Annotated in this window: 18 protein-coding genes; 2 read left to right on the top strand and 16 right to left on the bottom strand. The window is 39.2% G+C overall.

Features of this window, described 5'->3' with window-relative positions; genetic code table 11:
- Positions 1 to 108: 108 nt before the first annotated feature.
- From trpB to WJP93_RS00085, 8 genes are all read right to left on the bottom strand, one after another.
- Positions 109 to 1293: a tryptophan synthase subunit beta gene (gene trpB, locus WJP93_RS00120; protein ID WP_337546148.1), complete on the bottom strand. Its 1185-nt coding sequence runs from the start codon at positions 1291 to 1293 to the stop codon at positions 109 to 111.
- 164 nt (positions 1294 to 1457) lie between these two features.
- Positions 1458 to 2264 (bottom strand): indole-3-glycerol phosphate synthase TrpC, encoded by an 807-nt coding sequence (trpC, locus tag WJP93_RS00115; protein ID WP_337546145.1) that lies wholly within the window; start codon positions 2262 to 2264, stop codon positions 1458 to 1460.
- Positions 2265 to 2298: 34 nt separating this feature from the next.
- Entirely contained in the window at positions 2299 to 3306 is a 1008-nt protein-coding gene (trpD, locus tag WJP93_RS00110; RefSeq protein ID WP_337546143.1) for an anthranilate phosphoribosyltransferase, read from the bottom strand.
- A gap of 76 nt (positions 3307 to 3382) precedes the next feature.
- Positions 3383 to 3955, bottom strand: coding sequence for an aminodeoxychorismate/anthranilate synthase component II (locus WJP93_RS00105; RefSeq protein WP_337546141.1), 573 nt, complete (start codon positions 3953 to 3955; stop codon positions 3383 to 3385).
- The gene (locus WJP93_RS00100; protein ID WP_337546139.1) at positions 3939 to 5402 is read right to left on the bottom strand and encodes an anthranilate synthase component I family protein; all 1464 of its coding nucleotides are present in this window, start codon (positions 5400 to 5402) and stop codon (positions 3939 to 3941) included. The genes WJP93_RS00105 and WJP93_RS00100 overlap by 17 nt, the downstream gene beginning before the upstream one ends.
- A gap of 493 nt (positions 5403 to 5895) precedes the next feature.
- Entirely contained in the window at positions 5896 to 7320 is a 1425-nt protein-coding gene (locus WJP93_RS00095; protein WP_337546137.1) for a GH32 C-terminal domain-containing protein, read from the bottom strand.
- Positions 7321 to 7345: 25 nt separating this feature from the next.
- On the bottom strand, positions 7346 to 9502 hold the full coding sequence (locus WJP93_RS00090) for a helix-turn-helix domain-containing protein (RefSeq protein ID WP_337546135.1): 2157 nt from the start codon (positions 9500 to 9502) through the stop codon (positions 7346 to 7348).
- A 156-nt stretch (positions 9503 to 9658) separates the two neighbouring features.
- Entirely contained in the window at positions 9659 to 10456 is a 798-nt protein-coding gene (locus WJP93_RS00085; protein ID WP_337546134.1) for an AraC family transcriptional regulator, read from the bottom strand.
- A gap of 220 nt (positions 10457 to 10676) precedes the next feature.
- On the opposite strand from WJP93_RS00085, the gene WJP93_RS00080 reads away from it, so the two are divergent.
- Positions 10677 to 11810, top strand: a complete 1134-nt coding sequence (locus WJP93_RS00080; RefSeq protein ID WP_337546133.1) for a glycoside hydrolase family 27 protein — start codon at positions 10677 to 10679, stop codon at positions 11808 to 11810.
- 76 nt (positions 11811 to 11886) lie between these two features.
- Positions 11887 to 12105: a hypothetical protein gene (locus tag WJP93_RS00075; RefSeq protein ID WP_337546132.1), complete on the top strand. Its 219-nt coding sequence runs from the start codon at positions 11887 to 11889 to the stop codon at positions 12103 to 12105.
- A gap of 46 nt (positions 12106 to 12151) precedes the next feature.
- On the opposite strand, the gene WJP93_RS00070 is transcribed toward WJP93_RS00075, so the two are convergent.
- From WJP93_RS00070 to WJP93_RS00035, 8 genes are all read right to left on the bottom strand, one after another.
- On the bottom strand, positions 12152 to 12907 hold the full coding sequence (locus tag WJP93_RS00070) for an alpha/beta fold hydrolase (RefSeq protein WP_337546130.1): 756 nt from the start codon (positions 12905 to 12907) through the stop codon (positions 12152 to 12154).
- A gap of 55 nt (positions 12908 to 12962) precedes the next feature.
- On the bottom strand, positions 12963 to 15470 hold the full coding sequence (locus WJP93_RS00065) for an alpha-L-arabinofuranosidase C-terminal domain-containing protein (protein WP_337546128.1): 2508 nt from the start codon (positions 15468 to 15470) through the stop codon (positions 12963 to 12965).
- 19 nt (positions 15471 to 15489) lie between these two features.
- Positions 15490 to 16851 (bottom strand): MATE family efflux transporter, encoded by a 1362-nt coding sequence (locus WJP93_RS00060; RefSeq protein ID WP_337546127.1) that lies wholly within the window; start codon positions 16849 to 16851, stop codon positions 15490 to 15492.
- 61 nt (positions 16852 to 16912) lie between these two features.
- On the bottom strand, positions 16913 to 18460 hold the full coding sequence (locus WJP93_RS00055) for a carboxylesterase family protein (protein ID WP_337546125.1): 1548 nt from the start codon (positions 18458 to 18460) through the stop codon (positions 16913 to 16915).
- Positions 18461 to 18557: 97 nt separating this feature from the next.
- Positions 18558 to 20054 (bottom strand): ABC transporter substrate-binding protein, encoded by a 1497-nt coding sequence (locus WJP93_RS00050; protein WP_337546123.1) that lies wholly within the window; start codon positions 20052 to 20054, stop codon positions 18558 to 18560.
- Between the two features lie 50 nt (positions 20055 to 20104).
- Positions 20105 to 20992, bottom strand: a complete 888-nt coding sequence (locus WJP93_RS00045) for a carbohydrate ABC transporter permease (protein WP_337546122.1) — start codon at positions 20990 to 20992, stop codon at positions 20105 to 20107.
- Between the two features lie 36 nt (positions 20993 to 21028).
- Complete coding sequence (locus WJP93_RS00040) at positions 21029 to 21985, bottom strand: ABC transporter permease subunit (RefSeq protein ID WP_337546120.1); 957 nt, start codon at positions 21983 to 21985, stop codon at positions 21029 to 21031.
- A gap of 138 nt (positions 21986 to 22123) precedes the next feature.
- Complete coding sequence (locus WJP93_RS00035) at positions 22124 to 23713, bottom strand: response regulator (RefSeq protein WP_337546118.1); 1590 nt, start codon at positions 23711 to 23713, stop codon at positions 22124 to 22126.
- Between the last annotated feature and the right edge of the window lie 65 nt (positions 23714 to 23778).

Here is a 23778-nt window from a genome sequence, read left to right as displayed (position 1 = left end):
CGAGCAGTTGCCTGTACAACATTTCGACAAAATTCGACATCATTGTCCGATAATTACAAAAAGTTTCTTGGCTTTCATCCCACGGTTAAAACCTTGGGATTTCCCGCCCTACTTTTGTAAATCGATTCCTCTATATCTTGCAATTGCTGCTACGTCTTTGTCTCCTCTTCCTGATACACAGCAGATGATGATTTGGTCTTTTCTCATTGTAGGTGCCAGCTTCATTACCTGTGCGATTGCATGAGAACTCTCTATTGCAGCTATGATGCCCTCTGTCTTTGCAATGTACTCAAATGCACAAACTGCTTCCTCATCTGTGACTGGCACATACTCGGCTCTGCCGATATCATGCAGATATGCGTGCTCTGGTCCAATACCAGGATAATCAAGTCCGGCAGAGATAGAGTAAACAGGTGCAATCTGTCCATATTCATTCTGGCAAAAATATGATTTCATGCCGTGGAAGATTCCCTCTGTTCCGACTGCAATAGTAGCTGCTGTCTCACCTGTGTTAACACCGCGTCCTGCTGCCTCACATCCAATCAGACGTACATTCTCATCCTTAATGAACTCATAAAACATACCCATCGCATTGCTGCCGCCGCCTACGCATGCAAGCACTGCGTCTGGCAGCTTTCCTTCTTTTTCAAGAATCTGCGCTCTTGCTTCCTTACTGATTACGCTCTGAAAATCGCGCACGATCATTGGGAACGGATGAGGGCCCATTACAGAACCAAGCACGTAAAGTGTATCGTCTACACGATTTGTCCACTCTCTCATGCACTCATTAACAGCATCCTTTAATGTCTGTGTACCACTAGTTACAGGATGAACCTTTGCGCCGAGAAGCTCCATTCTGTATACATTAAGTGCCTGACGAATCGTATCTTCCTTTCCCATATAGATCTCGCACTCCATGCCAAGAAGTGCAGCAACAGTTGCTGTCGCAACGCCATGCTGTCCGGCACCAGTCTCTGCGATTAAACGCGTCTTTCCCATTTTCTTTGCAAGAAGTGCCTGACCAAGACAATTGTTGATTTTATGAGCACCTGTGTGGTTTAAATCCTCTCTCTTTAAATAGATCTTAGCTCCGCCCAAATCCTTTGTCATGCGCTCTGCATAATAAAGAAGTGATGGTCTTCCTGCATATTCCTTCAATAAAGTATCTAATTCCTGAACAAATTCGGGATCGTTTTTATAATGCTCATACGCTTCCTCCAATCGTATAATTTCATTCATCAATGTTTCTGGCACATACTGGCCGCCATGCTTTCCATATCTTCCTCTGCTCATCTGTCTAGTTCCTTTCTGTATGTCATTCTTGAATTTGTCTGTTATTTATTATTTGTTTGTTGTATCTATTTAAATAGTTATGTTTTTTCTATAGCTATTTATTTGTTGCTGCCTGTTTTGTTTGCTTTTATTTACTTGTTTGTTATTGCTTGTTTTCGGTTTGGTTATGGCCGAAGCAAATCAAGTGCTGTCTTTTTGTCTGGGCTTCGCATTAGAGTCTCCCCGATCAGCACGGCATTTACATGATATGCTGCAAGCTGTCTTGTATCCTCTCTTGTCTTGATGCCGCTCTCAGAGACAAATACTACATCTTTTGGAACAAGTGCCCGAAGCCTCAAGCTGTTTCTCACATCTACCGTAAAGTTCTTTAAGTTTCTGTTATTCACACCTATGATTTTTGCTCCACATTCAAGTGCTGTGTGCACTTCCTCTTCATCATGTGCCTCAACGAGTGCATCAAGCTTAAGCTCATTCGACAGATCTAAAAATTTAGATAATGTTTTCTTATCAAGCAGTGAACAAATCAAAAGTACTGCTGATGCACCAAAAAGCTTTGCCTCGTAAATCTGATATTCATCTATTGTGAAATCCTTTCTAAGCACCGGAATATGTACCGTCTTAGCAATTTCCTTTAAATATTCATCTCTTCCAAGAAAATATTCTGGCTCAGTCAAAACTGAGATAGCTGCGGCTCCTGCCGATTCATATTCTCTAGCTATGGTAAGATATGGAAAATCTGGTGCTATAATTCCCTTTGACGGAGATGCCTTCTTTACCTCGCAGATAAACGAAAGCTTATCGCCTGCCAGACTGTCGTAAAAGCTTGGCTTTGCTGATACTTCGCCAGCTAATTCCCTTTGTAAAAGCGCCTCTGCCTGCGAAATCAAGTTTTTTAGTGGCACCTGCTTTTTCTTTTCTTCTATATAAATGCGACGCTTCGCTGCAATCGTCTCTAATATATTCTCTGCCATGCTGCTTTCACCCCACTGCCATATTTTCTTATTTTTACTGCTTTGTTGCTTTTGCAAAATCCTCTAACTGTTTTGCTGCAAGACCGCTTTCTAATGCCTCTCTTGCAATCTTAATGCCATCTTCAATTGTTATGTCTTCTCTTGCCGTGTAAATGGCTGCTCCGGCATTGAGCAGTACTGCATCAGTTTTTGGACCTTTGGCTCCATTTAAAATATCTAATGCAAACTTTGCATTTTCCTGTGGGTTGCCGCCAATAAGATCTTCCTTTTTACATCTTTTAAATCCAAACTGCTCTGGTGTAATTACGTAACTCTTAAAGCTTCCGTTTCTTACCTCGCACACTGTTGTCGGTGCACTTAGCGAAATCTCATCCATGCCATCCTGACCATAAACAACCATTGCACGCTTAACACCCAAGTTATAAAGGACTCTTGCAAGCGGTTCTACAAGTGCCTCACTGTATACGCCAAGCAGCTGCATGGAGGCACCTGCCGGGTTTGCCAGAGGTCCTAACACATTAAATATTGTGCGAATACCGATCTCTCTTCTGACTGAACCTACAAAGCGCATTGCCGGATGATATTTCTGAGCAAATAAGAAGCACATGTTATGTTCTTTTAAAAGTATAGCACTTTCAGCTGGAGAGATATTTATGTTTACTCCAAGTGCCTCAAGGCAGTCTGCTGTGCCGCATTTACTTGATGCTGCACGGTTTCCGTGCTTTGCAACCGGTATTTTTGTCGATGATACAATAATTGATGCGATGGTCGAAATGTTGATCGTGTTTGCACCGTCTCCGCCAGTTCCAACAATCTCTAATACATCCATATCATTCAAGAACTTCTCACAATGGCTTCTCATGACCTTTGCCGCTGATGTAATTTCATCGATTGTCTCACCTTTCATCGTCATTGCCGTGAGGAAAGATGCCTTCTGTGCATCAGTTGCCTCTCCTGTCATGATTTCTTCCATAACCTGCTCCATCATCTCTGTCGTCAGGTTTTCTTTCTTTATCAGTTTTGCGATTGCTTCTTTTATCATAGCGTTATCTCCCTTGCTGTCTGTTGTTGCTTGCTGCTGTCTGTTGCTATATATATTTATATTCTTCTATTTTTTTCTATTTTCTTATACTCTCTACTACGTTTCGTAAAATATCAATTCCTTTTGGTGTGAGGATTGATTCCGGATGAAACTGCAATCCATAAACCGGATACTTTTCATGCTCGACTGCCATGATTTCACCATCTGCCATTGCTGTCACCAAAAGCTCAGCCGGCAGCGTATCTGGATCAGCTTCAAGGGAATGATATCTTGCAACTTTAATCTCCGCATCCATTTCTTTAAATAAAACTCCTGATCTGTCTAAACGTGCGATTGAAGTCTTTCCATGCATCAGCTTCTTTGCGTGAATGATTTTGCCGCCATAGGCTTCGCAGATTGCCTGATGGCCAAGGCACACACCTAAAATTGGAATACTTGGACCTAGCGTCTTTACTACTTCCTCACATATGCCTGCCTGATCTGGGCGCCCCGGTCCCGGAGAAAGGATTATAAGCTGTGGATTTAATGCCTTTACTTCCTCAACTGTCATCTCATCATTTCGGATGACTTTGATATCTGGCTCAATCGTACCGATTAACTGATATAGATTGTAGGAAAAGCTGTCATAATTATCAATCAATAATATCATCGTTGTTCTCCTTTCCCTCATAAGCTGCCATCTGCTGTGCTTTTTTTATAGCTTCTACTACCGCCTTTGCCTTATTTATGCACTCTTGAAATTCTTTTTCTGGAATGCTGTCTGCCACTATTCCTGCCCCTGACCTGACAAATACCTTCCCATTTTTCTTGTATGCCAAACGGATTCCTATACATGTATCTAAATTTCCAGTAAAATCAAGATAACCGACTGCACCGCCGTAAATGCCTCGCTTATTATTTTCAAGTTCATTTATGATTTCCATTGCACGATATTTGGGTGCACCTGAAAGTGTTCCAGCTGGAAGTACTGCCTCTACAGCATCAAGCGCTGTCTTGTCATCCCTAATCTGTCCCCTGACAGTTGAACCAATGTGCATAACATGTGAATAACGAAGCACCTGCATATATTCCTCTACTTCAACAGTGCCATACTTGCTGATCTTTCCGATATCGTTTCGTCCCAGATCAACAAGCATGTTGTGCTCTGCACATTCCTTTTCATCGGCAAGCAAATCTTTTTCAAGTGCCAGATCTTCCTGCCTGTCCTTTCCTCTTGGCCTTGTTCCTGCAAGCGGAAATGTATGAAGCACACCATTTTCTAATTTAACAAGTGTCTCTGGTGAAGCTCCTGCCACCTCCATATCGTCACTGCTAAAATAGAACATATATGGTGATGGATTTGTGGTTCTCATGATGCGATAGGTATTTAACAAGCTTCCTTCATACTCAGCTTCCAAACGGTTAGAAAGCACGACCTGAAAGATATCTCCCTGATAGATATATTCTTTTGCTTTTTCTACCATCCTGCAATATTCGTCTTTCTGAAACAGCGGCTTAAATTCTGTTTTTAAGCATCCCGGCTGCTCTTTTTTCATATCTCCGCGGATGATCAGCTTTGCAATTTTCTTTATTGTCTGTACAGCTTTTTCATAATTTTTCTCAAGCTCATTTGTCTTGACTGTCACCATAATGATGATCTTTTGCTTTACATTATCGAATGCAATGACTTTATCAAAAAGCATCACATCGACATCCTTAAAGCCTTCCTCGTCTTTCGCGTCAAGTTTTAGCTTTGGATTACTGTACTTTACGTAATCATAAGAGAAATAACCGACTAATCCTCCTGTAAAGGAAGGAAGATTTTCCATGCGCGGACTTTTATATTCCTTTAAAACTTCTTCTATGCGACCTCTTGGATTTTCGCCTCCTGTAAATGCAATCTCTTCCTTCGGGTCAAATCCAAGAAATGTGTATCGTCCCCAAATTTCCTGATTTTCCACACTCTCAAATAAAAAGCAATGGCTGCTGACATTTTTTAATATACGTAAGACCTCGATTGGTGTTCGCACATCTGAAAACAGTTCTCCTGCAACCGGTACGGCACGATATCCAACTGCTTTTTGTCTTAATTCTTCTAATGATGTAATAATCTGCATTGTGATCCTCCTTTGCTGTCATGCCGGTATGCGGAGCTTTTTATTTTCTATATACCTACTCCAAGGTTATAAAACTTATCGTGCAAGCAAAAACGTTTTTGACTTTGGAAACTTGGTATAACAAAAAAGTCCCTGACAGACTCATTGTTATGAATCTGCCAAGGACGGATAAAATTCTACTTTCCGCGGTGCCACCTTGTTTCCCTTTTCAGGGCCCTTTTTAGGATACCAGCATATCCCTCGCAACTAACGTATGCGCACACGTTATGGAATACTTGGCTTATGCCTTTGACCATACCCTCAGCGGTCCATTTAATAAGCTGCTCTCTGTCTGGTTCTCAGCATCCCAAACTCTCTGTACTGCGCATTTCCTATTTTTATCTCCGCTTCAACGGTTTGAAGTGTTACTTTGTTATTTAATTATAGCGCTACTATACAACGCATTTTCCTATTTGTCAAGTAGACATTTTTTATTTTTCTTTTGATCTTTTTATCACTTAAGTGGAAACTTCGCAAAGGACATATCCTTAAATACAGCTGTTCCATCTTCTGCGGCCAGCACAATACCATCTCCCGGCTGAGTATACATGCGCGCATTCAGCGCAACGCCATTGATATACAATGTCGCAATTGTGTCATCTGCTATGATCTGAATATGATATGTTCCATCCTCGTTTGGATGCACTGGGCGTTCCAAACCAATATTGTTCATCTGTGGCCACGGCCAATTTGGTACCTTCTCAAAGATCACTCTATTTTGTGCACACAGCACGGTAAAGCAATAGCTGACACCCGTTTCCTCGTTATCTCTAAGGCCTACTGAAAATGAGCGCAATCCATCCTTTGCAGTCACAGTTGTCTCAAAACGATAGCAGTCTCCTGCATTTGATACAACCTGATTTGTCACGCGTCCAGACTCTCTTTTTAGTGTTTCGTCAGCAAGCACTGTTTTCTCTTTAAATGCATCCCATACAGTCTGAGGCACTCGACAGCCAAGTGTTCCATCTTCCCTTTGGTAAATCTCATGTGCTACAAAAGTACCTGCCCAGATAAACTGCTCATTGTCGGAATTTTCATCATACGTCAAATGTGCGCTATCTGTCTCATTTGCACGGCTTGGCACCCATCCAAAAATGATTCGCTGTCCATTTAGTTCAAATGTCCTTCCTGCATAATACGCTCTGCCATCAAAACCATCATCCTCTGGCGCAATCCACGGTCCCTTAAGACTCTTTGCCATTCTGTACACCTGCTTTGACGCATGTGAATATTCAGTTGTAATCAAATACCACCACTCTCCAATTTTAAACAAATCTGGCATCTCATGCATTGTAAAAAGATCCGGTGCCCAAAAATCGCCTTCAAATGTCCAATTAGTTAAATCTGTAGATGTAAAATAGACAGTTCTTCCAGTCTGTCTGTGCTTATCCCCGGCAAGACGCGTTCCAAGAATCAGAATATACTGATTTTCCTCGTCATCCCAAAGCACAAATGGGTCACGCCAGTCATCTGGATCATACCCTGGCTGCGGTGTGAAGGTCACTGCATCGTTTGTCTTTTCCCAGTTCTTTAAATCATGACTGATTGCGTGCATCAGCACCTGTGACGGTTTCCCTTGTTTTGGATAGTCACGATTAAAACCGGTATAAAATGCGTGATAAACACCATCCCGATCCTCACAAACACTTCCGGCAAATATAAACTGATCCTGTTTTGTATCATCTCCGCGTAAAATTGCTGTGCCACAATCCTCATATGTTACAAAATCTTTTGTTGTAGCCAAATCCCATCCAAATGGCTCTCCAAATGGACACGGCTTTCTTGTATCCCTTTGATGAAACAAATAAAACGTATCCCCCTTGCCAAATGGCATGCAGTCTCCAAACCAATATCCTTTCGGCTGATAATATAATCTCATAGCTAAACTCCTCTCTTTCTTTTTGTCATATACGAAACTTAACACACGCAACGCTGCATGGCGGAAGCACAACCTCAAATATGCCATCTGTCTCTGAAACAGAAAGTATTTTTTCTTCAAATCTCGAATGTGGAAGAAGCGAATCTGTACTCAATAGTTTTGCATCAAACAGATCTCCCCTTATTTGAATCTTAAATACACGCGGTTCTTCCTGTCCAGTATGAATCATCGATATTGTCAATATATTATCTTTTATTGTTGCGGCCACACTGTTATTTTTCAAAGATGGGCATAAGCTGCCTCCACAATGCGCTTTCAACATGGAAAATACCTGTCCTGTTGCTGTCAGTCGACAATGATTACCTTTTATTTCGATAGCTCCCTCACTAATCGGCTGAAAATAGCAGCATACTGGCATATCCATTGCGTTTGATTCATTAAGAAACAACTGAAGCATTCCCGCTGCATACAACCCTTCTGCTGCGGATGATGGACGATACCATGCGTACCAGCAATTCCACTCATCAAATGAAATATGTATATTATTGCCCAGACATGTTCTCATTTCCTTTATAAGACGATATGCCTCTTTTGGTGCATCCATGATTGCCTGGCAGGTATTTTTCGCAGCCTCATCCGATGAATAATCTAGTGGCACGTAGGTATAGTGATGAAGGGATGCATATTTAACATTCTCTGCAAGCTCCTTTGCTGACTTCGTTCCCCATTCTTCACTTGGATATGGGCCAGATGAAAACAACTGTAAATCTGGCGAAACATCTAGCATCGCTCTCATCTGCCTGCGAGCAAGCATTACATATTGCCCTGGTGTCATTGGCCCCTCCATGTGGCCATATCCCATCTCATTTCCGAGAGACCAATACCGAACCTGATAGGCATCCCTATGTCCACGCTGTGCGCGAAGCTTCCCGTAACGTGTATCATCCGCCCCATTGCAATACTCCACCCATGCTGCATTTTCTTCTGGAGATGCATTTGCCAAATTGATTGTCAGAAATGGCTCTGCACCGATCTCACGGCATAGCGCAATAAATTCATCAATTCCAACTTCGTTGTAATCATATCCATTTGTATAGGGCTGTGTCTCATTTTCCATGTAGGCCTCTAATGGTGCACGCTCATCAGCATCAAGCAGTCCATCCTGCCAGCGGTACTCTCCTGCGAAATTGCCTCCCGGCCAACGAAGCATACTGATGCCAATCTCTTTCATACATTCGATCACATCACGCCTCATTCCATGAAAATGATCAAATGGCAGCATAGAGAGTACACCAAATTTAACCCTTGCACGTTTTGAAAATGTAATACTTAAAGAATACATTCCTGCCTTCGGAATATGCATTGAAAAGTTCTCTTTTTGCCAATCGCCTGGATGAAGGGTAAAGCTATATGTCAATCCATTTGTATCTTCTATGCCGTTTTCCATCAATGCTACACGAATTTCCACTAATTCACTTGTTTTTGCAACAATGCGCAATTTATATTCACACGCTCTAAGATCGAGGTTTTCCTGTCTAATTCCGCAAATATGATTTTCCTTTAACAGCTGTACATCAAGCGCCTGACACTCATTTCTGCGATTCATTTTGCCCGTACCCATCATTTCTTTTCCTATCTCCTTATGATGCGTATAAGCAACCGATGTCTGTAGGCCATTATCAGAATCAAGCACATACAGCGTATGCTCAGCTCCTATCGGAATCCACTCTGCCGCACAGCCATCACTTCCTGATGGTTTTCCTGCAAATTTGCGATTCCGAAGAACCTGCGCACTCAGTCCACCATATATACAAGCACGTGTATGCTCAAGGTTATGCCCAAAAATATATGTAGAGGTTGGCGTCTGCCTGTGTATCTGAGGACGTATAAAAACATGATCATTTGACGTTTCTGTATTAATGTTTTTGTTCTCATCCGTCTGCTGAATCAAAAGACTGCTGATAAACTGCTTTCCGAGCCCCTCCTCAACACCATCCAAAAGCTCCTGAAGAGAAAGATCAAGTACACGGCATAACGGCACCAACTGAATAATGTCTGGCATTCCGCCACCAGTCTCCCACCGTGAGACAGCCTTGTTGGTGACATTAAGCTGTTTTGCAAGTTCACGTTGTGTCAATCCAGCTTTTTTTCTTGCCCTAATAATTTGTTCTGCCATTGTCATTTGAGGATCACCTCCATCTTTTTGCTTCAACTATAGCAAGGACTTTCTCTCATGACAATCCATGAATCGTAGATTTTTTATTTATAAGCATTCAGCTATATATTTACAAAAATACACTTCTTCCACTTTTTAATTATTACAGGCAAAAATATTGTTTTATCCATGATCTGCAACCATCATATTTTCTCCCAGCGCATTCTCGCGCCACTTTGATGGTGCACATCCTGTACACTTGCGAAACTGTCTGGAGAAATGCACAGGGCTGTTATACCCACATCTGTCTGCAATCTCTTCCATTGTCAGGTTTGTCTGTGCCAGCATTCGCTTAGCCTGTCCGATACGGCTCTGAATAATATCAGCCCCACATGATACCTGAAATGCCTTTTTATATAGATCCTGGAAATAGGCAGGGCTTAAGCTAACCTGATCTGCCAGCTCCTGTATTGACCATGGACGTGCCGGAAATGCATAAATTTCCTCTCGAAGCTCCAAAAGTTTTTGATAGTGTGCAATCTGCGGAAGCGATGAATTTAAATAATTATCAATCAATGTAAAGAATGCCATCATCAGCTGTGAAAGAACATTGTCACGCTGTGCCATTCCTGAATGAAATGCATTCATTATCAGCTGCATATATTGAGACACTGGAATATTTTCCTGGAGGCTTACTGGTTTATTTATCGGAATCCGAAAATTTGCAAGCTGATTGTCCGGATCATAAAAATTGATCCAGTCATCGCAGTAGCCCTCCCAAACTCCTGTATAAGATGCACGCTTATCTGGACTGATCAAAAGAAGTGTTCCCTTTTTTACCGGAATCTCCTCATCATCAATCTGAAACTGAGCTGTTGTTCTTGTATATATTAAAATATAATGCTGTCTTTTTTCATAATGATAAACAATCTCGCCTTTTCTGTGGCGGCTGTCTATCCCTACTGCATACGTATAAAACATACTTTTTGCCTCCTGTTTTGTTCCAAGCTCTACTATACCTGAATATTTCATTTTGTACAATGGATACTTTTATATATTTGTCCAGAAAATGATATTTTCTCCATTTTTACACAATCAGATGATATGTTAAGGAAACAATATGATATGTTATTCCTTTTTTCTTATTTTGCCTTTATTATAAAGGCAATCCAACTATAAATTTTAAAAAGGAGAAACAATTATGATCGCAAAAAAACCGCCGATGGGCTGGAACTCATGGAACACTTTCGGAGACAAAATCAACGAGCAGCTGATTAAGGAGATGGCTGACCGTATTGTAGAGGATGGCTATCGTGATCTGGGCTATGAATATGTTATTATTGATGACTGCTGGTCTCTTCGTGAGCGTGTTGACGGAAAGCTAGTTGCTGACCCGGCACTGTTTCCAAATGGTATGAAGGCACTTGCCGACTATATTCACTCAAAAGGATTAAAGTTTGGTATGTACTCCTGCGCTGGAACAAAGACTTGTGCAGGCTATCCAAGCAGCTATGGTCATGAATTTTCTGATGCAAAGCAGTTTGCTGAGTGGGGTGTTGATTATCTGAAATATGATTTCTGCAACTTCCCTGTCAGCGGTGATGCAAAGAATGCCTACCTGACAATGGCAATGGCACTTCGCAGCACTGGACGCGATATCTTATTTGCAGCCTGCAACTGGGGTATGTATGACCCATCTGGCTGGATGCGCTCTCATGGTGCTCACAGCTACCGCTCTACCGGAGATATCTTTGATGGTCCAAAGAGCTACAAGGATCTTTTCATCAGTCAGGTAGAAAATGTGGAAAATAATGCACCAGGCTGCTGGAATGATATGGACATGCTGATCGTTGGTATGCACGGAAATGGAAATGTAGGAATTGGCGGCTGCAGCGACCTTCAGTATCTGCAGCACTTCGCAATGTGGGCATTTTTAGGCTCTCCGCTTATCATCGGTGCTGACCTTAGAAAGCTTGACGATGTAAACAAGAAAACACTCTTCTGTAAGGGTCTGATTGATATTAATCAGGATGATGAGTGCCGCCCGCCATTTTTAGTAGATCATGCTGACACAAGAAAGTACACCTTTGCAAAGCTTCTGTCTGGAAACCGTATTGCAATTGCATTCTTTAATCTTGCTGCTGAGGATCAGTGGAGCCAGAATGTAGGTATCTGTTTTGATGATCTGGGTATTCACTCAGAGTCCGGCATTCGCCTTCAGCTGACAGATGCAATCACCGGTGAGGATCTTGGCATCTATGAAGACAGCTATGCTACAAAAATCGCTCCTGATGAATCAAAGGTAATCATTGCACAGCTTATTTTCCCAGAATAATAAAAAAAACAAATACCCCCTGCCAGCACAAATACTGGCAGAGGGTAACCCATTTAATATTTTTTGAGGCAAACTTATGGATACTACTCATTCAACTGCTGCCTGCAGCAAATGCAAGCAGTGCGGCCGCATCCTTACAAAGGATGAAATTGGCCTCCACAAAAAACTTTATAATCGCGGTGCTTCCTCGTATTTTTGCATTGACTGCAGCAGCCAATATCTTGAGGTTCCCGTCCCACTTCTTCAAAAGAAAATTGAAGAATTTAAAGCAATGGGATGCACGCTGTTTCTTTGAGCCACCGGGACAGGTCCGGTGGCTCAATATCTGTCCCGGGTGGCTCCTATTTGCTTTCCATACATTCATGGATGAAATATAACATCATCGCCTCCATACGCCGGTTTCCATCTTCCGTAAATCCATGCGGTTCATTAGCAAACTGCTCCAATTTTGCATTCGGATATTGTTTTACTGCTTTTAAACTATACTCAATTGGAACAATCTCATCCTGTATTCCATGAAGTATCAATACGGGGCTACTAAAATGTCCCAATACTTTAAATGTTTCAAAAGTTCTAATACTCTTAAAGAATACATCTCCAAGCTGCATTCCCCAAAAATCTAATTCCTTTGGGATATCATCCTCGGATGCAAAACGTTCTCTCCAATTATCTGCAATACATAATGCCGGATAAAGAAGAATCATACCCGCTATCTTTTCTTTATATTCTTCTGCTGCCATAGCACTGATCAGACCACCCTGAGAAGCTCCAAACAAAAATATATGATCCTTATCAACACTCGCTTCTTGTTCCATCCTTTCAAAAATTGCAATTAAATCATCTTTTTCTGTAAACAATGTCATCTGCGTTGTTGGAAAGCCTGATTCATCTCGTGTACTTCCTCCACAAAATGTAAATGCAACTGATGCTATACCAGCATCAGCAAGATACTCCGCTGTTTTTTCAAAATCATCCTTATATCCATTATAACCATGACTTATAATAACGAGCGGAAACTTTCTGGTTGCTTTTGGTTTAAAAAAATATCCATGCACTGTTCTTCCATGATGCGTAATCAATAATTCTGTTTTTTCCATATTATCTCCTTATTTATTCAAGTATTTTTTCTCTGAATACATGATCCACTAACTCTTATTTTTTTATTTTTATCACATTTACAGAATGTGCTGGAATATGATAAACAAAATCATTTCCACATATTATTTCTTTTTTTATAGCTGATATCTTATTTTTGCATTCAAATGAATTTACTTCTTGCAATGCTCCCTGAAGAATTTCAACTTCTCCATCCTGATCTACACTACAATCGAGCTTTATTTGAATGTCAAGATCATGGCTATCCACATTCACTGCTTTCAAATATACATGTTCACGATCTTGTACCGCCACAGCGCTTACCAATGGATGAAGGACATGTCGCTTTTGATCTACTAACTTATCATTAATATAGCATGTATATCCAAAATGATTACATACAATTTTATAGCAGTTATATTTTGTATAATCAATCGTTACCGGGGTCTGCTCTTCTGGTGTTAATGGTTTCTCAAACATATGAGGACTTCTCGTCATGCTGACTCCATTTTCAATTTTCCAAATCTGATTTCTTACGGAACGAACTGTCCAATTTGTATCTCGTGGTTCATTGCATCCAGCATCTGTATTGGGGCAGTGATTCCAAATTGAAAAGGTCACCGGATTATCTTTTTGCATTTTTACTTCTGCTTCAAATGTATATTCTTCCAGTTCTTCTTCACCAAAAATTCCCCATATAAGTGCATTATTTTCTCTGCCTCCATCTGTAATAAAAGATTCAAAAGCCTCATTCCATTCCTTACTCTTTCCTGTAAAACGGTGACGCTCTCCACCATAATACATATGATAACTGCCTGTATCCTGATTTTTTCGTGCTTCTCCATATATACAAGACGAAAGCTCTATTGGTTTCCCATTGATCTTTACGTTCCGAATTTCCAATCCCTCTTTCTCACACATAATTCCAGAGACACCTCGATAAGTAGGTGGACACATTTCTACTTTTTCATCAACCGTAAGAACTTCATCCCCTCTATATTTACCTAAAAGTGAAATTGCATGGTAACTTGGTATTCCATAAACCTCGTGATTATCAAAAACAATTAAATTTGGTTTCCACGCTGTATAATTTGCATTTTGAAATAATGGTGCATATGCTGTAAGACGTACAATATCTTGGTTTTTTTCAGCTCCTAATAAAAATACAGATTCTGCCAGTGCACATTCCATAGATGCAATTGTATTTCCTCCATTTACGGCGTATTCACCTAAAAAAATTCTCGGTCCTTTTCTATCATACTGATCAAATAAATTACCACTTTCAAGGAAAAACTCGGGTGCATCATAGTAATGCTCATCTGCGAATTCCGTTGTGAGTTTTTCTCTCTCTGTATGCGCATTTGAAATAAAAATCACCTTCGGATACGCTTTTTTTAATGTTCTGTAAAATAATTCGTATCTCTTTGTATATTCTGGACCCCAATTTTCATTTCCTATTTCCACATATTTTAAATGAAATGGTTCCTTTCTTCCATTTATAGCGCGCAGCTTTCCATATGGAGTATCCGATGTTCCCAACGCATACTCCAACGCGTGGAGTGCTTCCTCCAAATATTCCTGCGTTATTTTTTGTGAAAATCCACCTCCATTCCGTGCCTGACAATCCATTCCACAATTGCACACATACATAGCCTCCATCTTAAGATCTTCACACAATTGCAAGTATTCATGAAAGCCTAGCCCATTTGTTGCTCGATAATGCCACATTAATTGAACACTCGGACGCTCCCATACTGGTCCTATCGTCTTTGAAAAACGCATTGCATTCGGTTCATTAATTCCTTCTACTACACAACCACCTGGAAAACGAAGAAATTTTGCATGCGTATTTTTCAATGCTATCGCAATATCCTCCCTAAGACCATGATTCTTAAATGTCTTTTCTGGAAGAAGCGACGTAAATCCTATAATCAGTTCACATGATTTCTCACTAGAAATACAAATTCGTCCATTGTAATCTGTCTTCTCAGCTAAAATTTGGCAGTCGTATCTTTTGTATTCTCGACTCATTTCTATTAAAAAACTGCTTTGTCCACAAATTTCTTCGTCTGTATTTTCTAAAGAAATTGTAATCTTGGTTTTACAGTTGCTTTTTACCATAAAATAAAAGTTGCTTGCAGTTCCTTTTTCAATTGGTATACCACAATAACCAATGTTATAAATTTTTCCATGCGGTAAAAATAATACACGAAGAGCTGCTTTTCTATTTTGATTCAATGTATCAGTTGTTAACAACTCCATTTGAGCATTTTCTGAATACCACCCCGGTATATCTGTTGGCAAAACTGCTTCTGCCCATTCATCCATTCCTTCTCCATGATTAAAAGCGCCCGGCCAGTTATGCTCTGTAATGAAAATTTTCTGTTCTTTATCAGTTATACATCCCTCTGGAACAAGAGAATCTTCAAATGCACGATTTCGAATCATTTCAGGATAAAGACCACCATCTGCTGCATGATTGATATCTTCAAAAAATAGTCCATAAAATTCAGGTGCTGTCCTAAATTTCACCTTCTTCGTATGAATTGTGATTTCATTTTTCATTCTGCTTTACTCCCCTGCTCTATTTTTTACTTCCTTTAATTGTTTTGATCCATTTTCCACTTTTTAGTCGAAATACACACCATATAGCTTTTATCACTTGATCAATTTTAAGGAAAACATAAATCCAAAATGCCGACAAATGCCAGTAAAGCCCAGCTAATGCACCAAGTGGTATTGAAACAATCCACAAAAATAAAATGTCTGCAACCATCAAAAACTTAGTATCTCCACCACCACGAAGAACTCCTTTTGTCAAAATACTATTGGCAGATTGAAATACGATAATCAGTGCCATTGCATCCATTAACTGCCGTGCAATATTCTTTGTATGGTCTGTAATATTATAGGCTTGAATCATTGGTTCACTAATTGCTAAAATAATAAGACCGGCAACTATACCAATACTTACTCCGAGTTCCAAAAAAGTCCATGCCTGTTCCTGTGCCTTTCTTGTGTCACCTTTTCCAAGTGTATGACCCGTCACAATACAACCTGCATGGCAAATTCCTTGAATTAATACCGTTGATAGCTGTTGTGTTACAAAAGTAATCGAATTTGCTGAGACAAATTCCTTGCTGATTCGTCCCATTATCATAGCGACCACTGTTGTTCCCAATGCCAATAGACCATCTGACACAAACACTGGAACACTTACCATAATGTATTCATGCAATATGCTGATACACTTCATTCTTAAATCCTGCACACAATATTGTATTTTCGAGTCCCGTGTAAAAAAATAACCAACAATGACTGCAAACTCGAAAAGTCTGGCAAAAAGTGTTCCAATTGCGGCACCTTCTATTTCCAATCTTGGTGCTCCAAGCTTTCCAAATATGAATACATAATTAAAGAATACATTGATAAAAAATGCACCAATAGAAGTATAAAGAGGGAGCTTAACCTGTCCAACGCTTCGCAAAACAATCGTACATGTCAATGAAAATCCCTGTAAAAGAAAAGTAGCCCAGATCCACCTATAATAAAGAAGTCCTTGTCCAATTACCTCTTCATCTGGTGTATACATTCTCATAAGCAAATTAGGACTAATAATTGCAGGAATCATAAAAAGCAGCGCAAGCCCAGCGCAAAAGCGAAGCATCAGCGTAACTGTATGCTTCAACGCTGTCATATCCTTCATGCCCCAAAATCTGGCGGTTAGTACACTTGCCCCCATTGCAATTCCCATACAGCAGATATGATACAAACTTATGTATTGATTTGCCAATGAAACACCCGATAACACTGTTTCACCAAGCGATCCAACCATAATGTTATCCATCATATTTACACCTATTGTAATTATACTCTGAAGAGAAATCGGTATGGCAATTGCAATTGTCTCTCGATAAAATTCCTTGTCTTTTACAAATAGTTTCACAAGCTGCCCTCCATTTTTCTCAAATCATCTTCATATTTCAGCTAATACTAATTTTACTTTACTATTTTTCATAACTGATTTCATATCTCAGCTTCATCAATGGATCAATCGCAATCTGTGTTTCTTCACATTTATCAGTAAAATTCATCTTCATTGGTTTATCTGCTGTAAATGCATCCCACTTCGGAAGTTCCTCTCCAAAATTTGTTACACCATTCGGATCTGTATTCTTCACAAAGTTCATCCAGTAAGAATTAATATATCGTGCCATATCATAGGATTTTCCAGTGAACGGTCTCCACATTCTTGCAAGCGCATCATACGCAAATGCAAGCTCGGCTCCATGGTAAGCGCCCGGATTATCCTCACCCGGAATGTCACAAGCAAATTCATAAATATACGTACGATGACCTTGACTATTTCTCACAAATGCCCCCATAATGGTTGAAGCTACTAATGTCATATACACATCCGTTTCTCCTAATTTTTGTACATCTTCATCTGTGTGGCAATTCGTTATTTTCAAGAATTCATCTTTTTTATCACCATATAATTCTGCCACTTCCAAGTACTCCTTCATATTGGTAAGGCTGCTTCCTGAAAGACGATTAAACATTTTTAATTCATCCTTTGTATATCCAAATATAACAGGACGCTCTCCCCAATGATCCCTTACCATTGCCTCAACTGGTGTCTCTTTCATAAAAATATGATCAATTGGTGGTGTAAAACCATAACTTAGCCCAGCGGATGCCAATTTTTTCTGAAGTTCATGAAGTTTCAATGCTGGACACGCTCTTGCCTCTTCAAGATTATGAAAACCTGCCTTCTCAAAAAATTCTTTACCTGTTTTTTCTGCTTCTTCCAATGTACAAACCCAACTCTTAGAATCCGTATCAGAAAAATCCATAATAATTCCACTCTGAACAATTGCTGCCCGAAATGCACCTTGCGCCATCGGACTCGACAATTGCGCTAACACACTTCCTGCACCTGCGCTCTGACCTGCAATTGTAATTTTTTCCGGATCACCTCCGAATGCTGCAATGTTACGACCAGTCCACTTAATAGCTGCTAACTGGTCCAGATATCCATAATTTCCCTTCGGCTCATCTGGGTGTTCAGCGGATAACCATGGGTGTGAAAGGAATCCGAGAATACCAAGTCGGTATGCAACCGCTACTACCACAATACCTTTTCTAGCTACATGCTCCCAATCAAATTCAATTTCATATGGATATCCGCCCATCAAACCGCCGCCATGAATATAAACTAATACCGGAAGCTTTTCGTTTCCTATTTTTGCAGGTGTAAACACATTCAAGTAAAGACAGTCCTCTGACATTTCAAATTCTGGACCAGCCGGATGAAGTTCCTTCGTCCAAAATTCTTTTGGGTCAAGTCCAGGGACATCCTGAATAGACATTGGTCCATAATTATCTGCTATACGTACACCATCCCATTTTTCAACTGGCTGAGGAGCTCTCCATCTCAAATCGCCTATTGGCGGCGCAGCATATGGAATGCCCTTAAAAACCGTAATTCTTGGATCCCATCCAAAACATCCTTGTAATTCTCCTGATTCAATCGTTACTCTTCTTTTATCCATTATTACTCCTTTCTGCAAAAAGGGACTGCCAGATAGCCCTGCGTCCCTTTTCTTTATAGTTACATTTATTTAAAATTTATAAATTGATTCACTTTTATTATTTACCCAAAAATTCATCATACTGCTTCTGCATCTCTTCAATAATCTCGTCAATACCATTTTCCTTCAATTCTTCATTGAATTTTTCCATTGCTGAATCCACATCTACCTGACCATACAGCAAAGCATCTCTATATTCTGCGACTGTTGCTGAACAAGCTGCATACTGATCATAAACATTTGCCGGATCAAATACAAATCCCATTGCCTTAGAATATTTATTTTCTGGATTTGTCCAGCAAGCTGTCATATCCGTAAAGTATGTTTTCAACGTTGTATTAAACGGAGCTCCCAGACACTCATTTGGATAAAACCACGGGCAATCCAAGTTCCAACCAACATTGCTCGAATCAACACCCTCTGGATACCATGCACAACCATTCTCATCAAGTTCATATGTCTCGCCTTCAATTCCAAGTGCAAGGAATCTGGCAACCTTCTCATCAGTATATAACAAATCAAGAAGCTTCATTGCTGCATCCGGATTCTGACAGGTTGATGATATATTCCATCCATTATAAACAGTAGAATTCGTTCCCACAAAATCATTCAACTGAAAAATAACCATTTCATAGTTTTTAATCTGTGCACTCATTAATGCTGCAGCATAATCAACTGAATACGCCTCAAACATGCCTCCACCTGCAATTCCATCTTGAACATAGCCTGCCATCATACCTGTATTGTTTAGTGGATCATCAATATAATATCCATTGTCTGCCCACATCTTGCACTTCTCGCAATACGCACGAAATTCATCTGTCTCATAATAATTTACGATTGTATCTTGATCAATACCTTGATTTAAAAGAACACCAATCCAATCTGAAAATCCTAAATTATCAATTCCCTGATAAGACGTTACTGTTGGATCCGTCAACCAACATAATTCCGGATGTGCTGCTTCTGCCTTTGCTAATATGTCTTCGAATTGTTCTTCTGTAATTTTTTTGTCGACCAAATCCATCACGCCAATCTCTTCTGCGATATCCTTACGCATCGTATACACCTGAAAATTACCAAAGGAATCTGCCGCCGGCATTGAATACTGTTTTCCATTTACCTGACAAGTTTTATAAACACTTTCCGGAAACAGCTCCCACAATTCCGGATACTGATCACGATAGTCATCTAATGCGATTACCTGATCATTATTTACCATATCTGTCACAGATGAATAAAATCGCCAACAGAATAAATCAATTCCATTTTCACTATCTGTCAATAATAGCGTAAGCTGAGTTGCTCTGTCACCAAATGCAAGTGGTACCAAATCTGCCTGTACTCCTGCATCAATTGATACCAAATACTCATTCAATGCATCTTCAATCATTTGTTCCTTCGCTTCTTCACCTGTACTGGAAACCACCTCCATCTTCACAACCGGCCACTTTGATGGATCATCATTTTCTTGTGCTGCCATTGCCACACTTCCAGTTCCCGCAGATACCATCATTGCAGTTACCGCTGCCATTGCCATCATTTTCTTTCTCATAAGAGCCTCCTTTTTACGACTATTGTTGATTTATTTTTAACTAACTACATTCAACCTTTTACGCCACCGATTACAATACCCTGAACAAATTGTTTTTGAAAAAGTGGATAAATCATAAGTATTGGAAGCACCGACACAACTGCAATTGCCATACGAAGTCCAAGTGATGGTACTGAAGAAGCCAGCGAGGTTGATGCTGCCTGAGAGTTCTGTTTCAAAAACTGAATATTATTCTGCATAGTATTCAACACATTTTGAATCGTATACAATCTTTTATTACGAATCAAATAATAAAGTCCATTTACCCAATCATTCCAATATCCAAGTGCAGAAAATAACGTTACCGTTGAAATCATCGGTTTGGAAAGCGGGATACAAATATCAAACAGCATTCTCACCTGAGAACAACTATCCATTTCGGCCGCTTCCAAAATTTCCTGTGGGATATTACTTGTTAAAAATGTTCTCATCAAAATAATATTAAACGCATTCATCAACAGATTTGGTAAGAGAAGTCCAAATATTGTCTCACTAACCTTAAATACCTGAGACCAAATAATATAACTTGGAATCATTCCTCCTGAAAAAAGCATCGTAAAAAATACATAAAATGAGAGTAAATTTCTTCCCGGCAAATCTTTTTTTGAAAGCAGATATGCAAAAAACAATGTCATAAATAGATTTAATATTGTTCCTATCGCGGTCACCAACAACGTCATTCCATATGCTCTTAAAATACTATCACCACTTGCAAATAAATAACGATACGCGCTGAAATCCAGATCTCTGATTAAAAACGAATACCCCTTTGCTGTAATAGTAGATTCCTTTGTCAAAGATGAAACTAAAAGAAGTACAAATGGGAGCAAACACATCACTGACAACAGCACCATTATTATATTTGCAAAAATACGAAAACCTTTTCCTCTTCCTGCCATACGATTCCTCTTTTCTTATCCGACCCACACTCTATTTTAAAACAATGCACTGTCCGGATCTATTTTTCTAACGCCCAGATTTGTTCCCATTACAAATACAAAACCGAGAACAGACTGCATAAAACCTGCTGCAAGTGATCTTCCTACATCATGATCTTCCATAAAGGTCTTATATACAAATGTATCAATCGTAGTTGTCGCTTCACGAAGCATTCCTGAATTCATCGGCACCTGGTAGAATAACCCAAAATCCGTAGAGAACATTCTTCCGATTGCCATTACTGTTAAAATAATTACGGTTGGTTTCAGCAATGGCAATGTGATCCTTGTAATTTGCTGCCAAGTACTTGCTCCATCCACAACAGCTGCTTCGTAATACGATTTATCAAATCCAATAATAGTTGCAAAATACACAATACTTTGGAATCCAAACCCTTTCCATAAATTTACAAAAACAAGAATGTATGGCCAATATCCAGCCTCGGTATACCAATTCACATCCTTCATTCCAAGCGGTTCTAAAATTCCTTTATTCACGAAACCATTCGAATTTGAAAGGAATGCAAATACGATATATCCTACAAGAACCATGCTGACAAGATGAGGAATTAAGATCAAAATCTGATAGCAATTTCTCGCTTTGATGCTGTGAATTTCATTCAATAATATTGCAACAAAAATAGCAACTATCGTTCCCAAAATGATAAATACTACATTATACCCAATTGTATTGCGGAACATAACTTTTGCCCATTTTGAACCAAATAAATAGGTAAAGTTCTTTAATCCACACCACTCACTTTTAAATATTCCCTTTGAAAAACTGTAATTTTTAAATGCAAGAATCAATCCCGTCATCGGCATATAATTATTGATAAACAGATATACTATGCTTGGCAATGCTAAAAGATACAGATATTTATATTTATGTATCCTTTTTCTCACAGAAGTTTTTTGATATCCGACATTTTTACTGCAAGTTGATTGTTTCATCAAGCAACTCCCCCTTTCTGTTAGTAGCTTTATTATACGAAACTCTTTTTTTCAAAACTATCAAAAATCTGACCATTTCTATTCGATTTTCTGCACATAGTAGATAAGAGCTGCCCATTTTTTATAGGCAGCTCCCATCTATTCTTGTTTTTGTCGATATTCGGTTGGTGTATACCCAACGATTTGGTGAAATGTATAAGTGAAATTACTATAATTTCCATACCCTACATTTTCGGCTATTAATGTTACAGGTAATGTTGTTGTCGTTAAAAGTATCTTTGCAGCTTCTATTTTTTCATTTATAATATATTTTTTTAAGCTCACTCCTTTTACCTTTTTAAAAACACGACTCAAATATTCCGGAGTAACACCAATCAGATCCGCCAATACTCCAACACTTATATCCTTTTCAATATTTTCTCTGATATAAGAGACTACACGCTCTACAGGATTTTGTTCTTCTCTTCCCATGAGCCTACGTATTTTTTCAAGTACTTTTGATATCATTTCTTTGAATTTTTCAGTATCATCAAAACTATACATAAAATCATAGTAAGAATAATTCTGATCAAATATATCATTTGTGCTGATTTTTTCTTCTGCTACTTTTCTTAAAATTAGCTCCGATATCCTGCTGTGAAGTTTCATTAAAAAATTCCGATCCACATCTTTTTTCATTACATGATAATCCAAATAAGCAAACAAACTTTGACGAAACTCTTCTAAACGATCCCTATTCACCAGCATTCTCCATGAATTAAATTGAATGTCAAAAGAATATTCTGCAACTTTCTCTCCCTTATCTCCCACAAAAAATACGCTACCTACATGTGTAACATTTTCATAAACCTCCTTCAAAAGATTCTTTGTTTGTCCACGAATCATTGATATATCGCAATACGATGTATAATAAATTGCCAGTTCCGTCCCAGTCACCTTATTATAAAGCACGCGAAAATTATTCAAGTAATCAGCAATTACAGGAAGTTCCCTCTTATTGCCTTCACAAAAGCGCAGCAGTACAAAAACACTTCCTGAAAGATCACTTCTCAAAAGAATAATCGGTCGAATATCAAGTTCTCCCATAACTTCCTCAAATATATTATAATAAATTTCCCTCAAAATATCCTTATCTTTTTCTTTCCATACACTTTTAGTCTTTAACACCTGAACATAAACGACACAAAACAATGTATCTTCCTCAAGCGTCCTTGTACGCTGTTCAATAAGACTAGTCAGATATTTTTTATTCTCTGTTAATCCCTGCAAATAACGTAACGAATTTCCTTCAAGGATATCTATCTCATTGTCAATCAATAATTTTCTGCATTGGAAAAGTTTCTTATTTTTTGCTTCAAGTGTAACCTGCATGATTGCGCGATTCACAACCTGAAAAAGTTCTTCCTTTGCTACAGGCTGAAGCAAATAATCAAAACTTTGTATTGAAATTGCTTCCTTCATATATGCATAGTCTGAATGTGCAGTTAAAAAGATAAATTTACTATCAGGATATTGTTTCAATACCCACTTTGCGAACGTAATTCCATCTTCTTGCGGCATCACAATATCACATAAAAAAATCTGTATTTTCTTATGTTCCAAAATTTCGCGTGCCTGGTCAGCCCCTGATGCTATAAGTATTTCGTCAACTGGTAGCTTCATTTCCAAAAGCTGATCATACACCCCCTGTCTTATCAATTGCTCATCATCAATTATTAATATTTTCATCACTATCGTCCTCTTTTACAGGTATTGTCATTTCAACTACTGCTCCACTATATGGTGCATTATAA

The organism is Anthropogastromicrobium sp., from assembly GCF_037349415.1.
Classification (GTDB): Bacteria; Bacillota; Clostridia; order Lachnospirales; family Lachnospiraceae; genus Anthropogastromicrobium; species Anthropogastromicrobium aceti.
The sequence above is the reverse complement of the archived record's forward strand: the minus strand, read 5'-3'. Positions and strand labels throughout refer to the sequence as shown.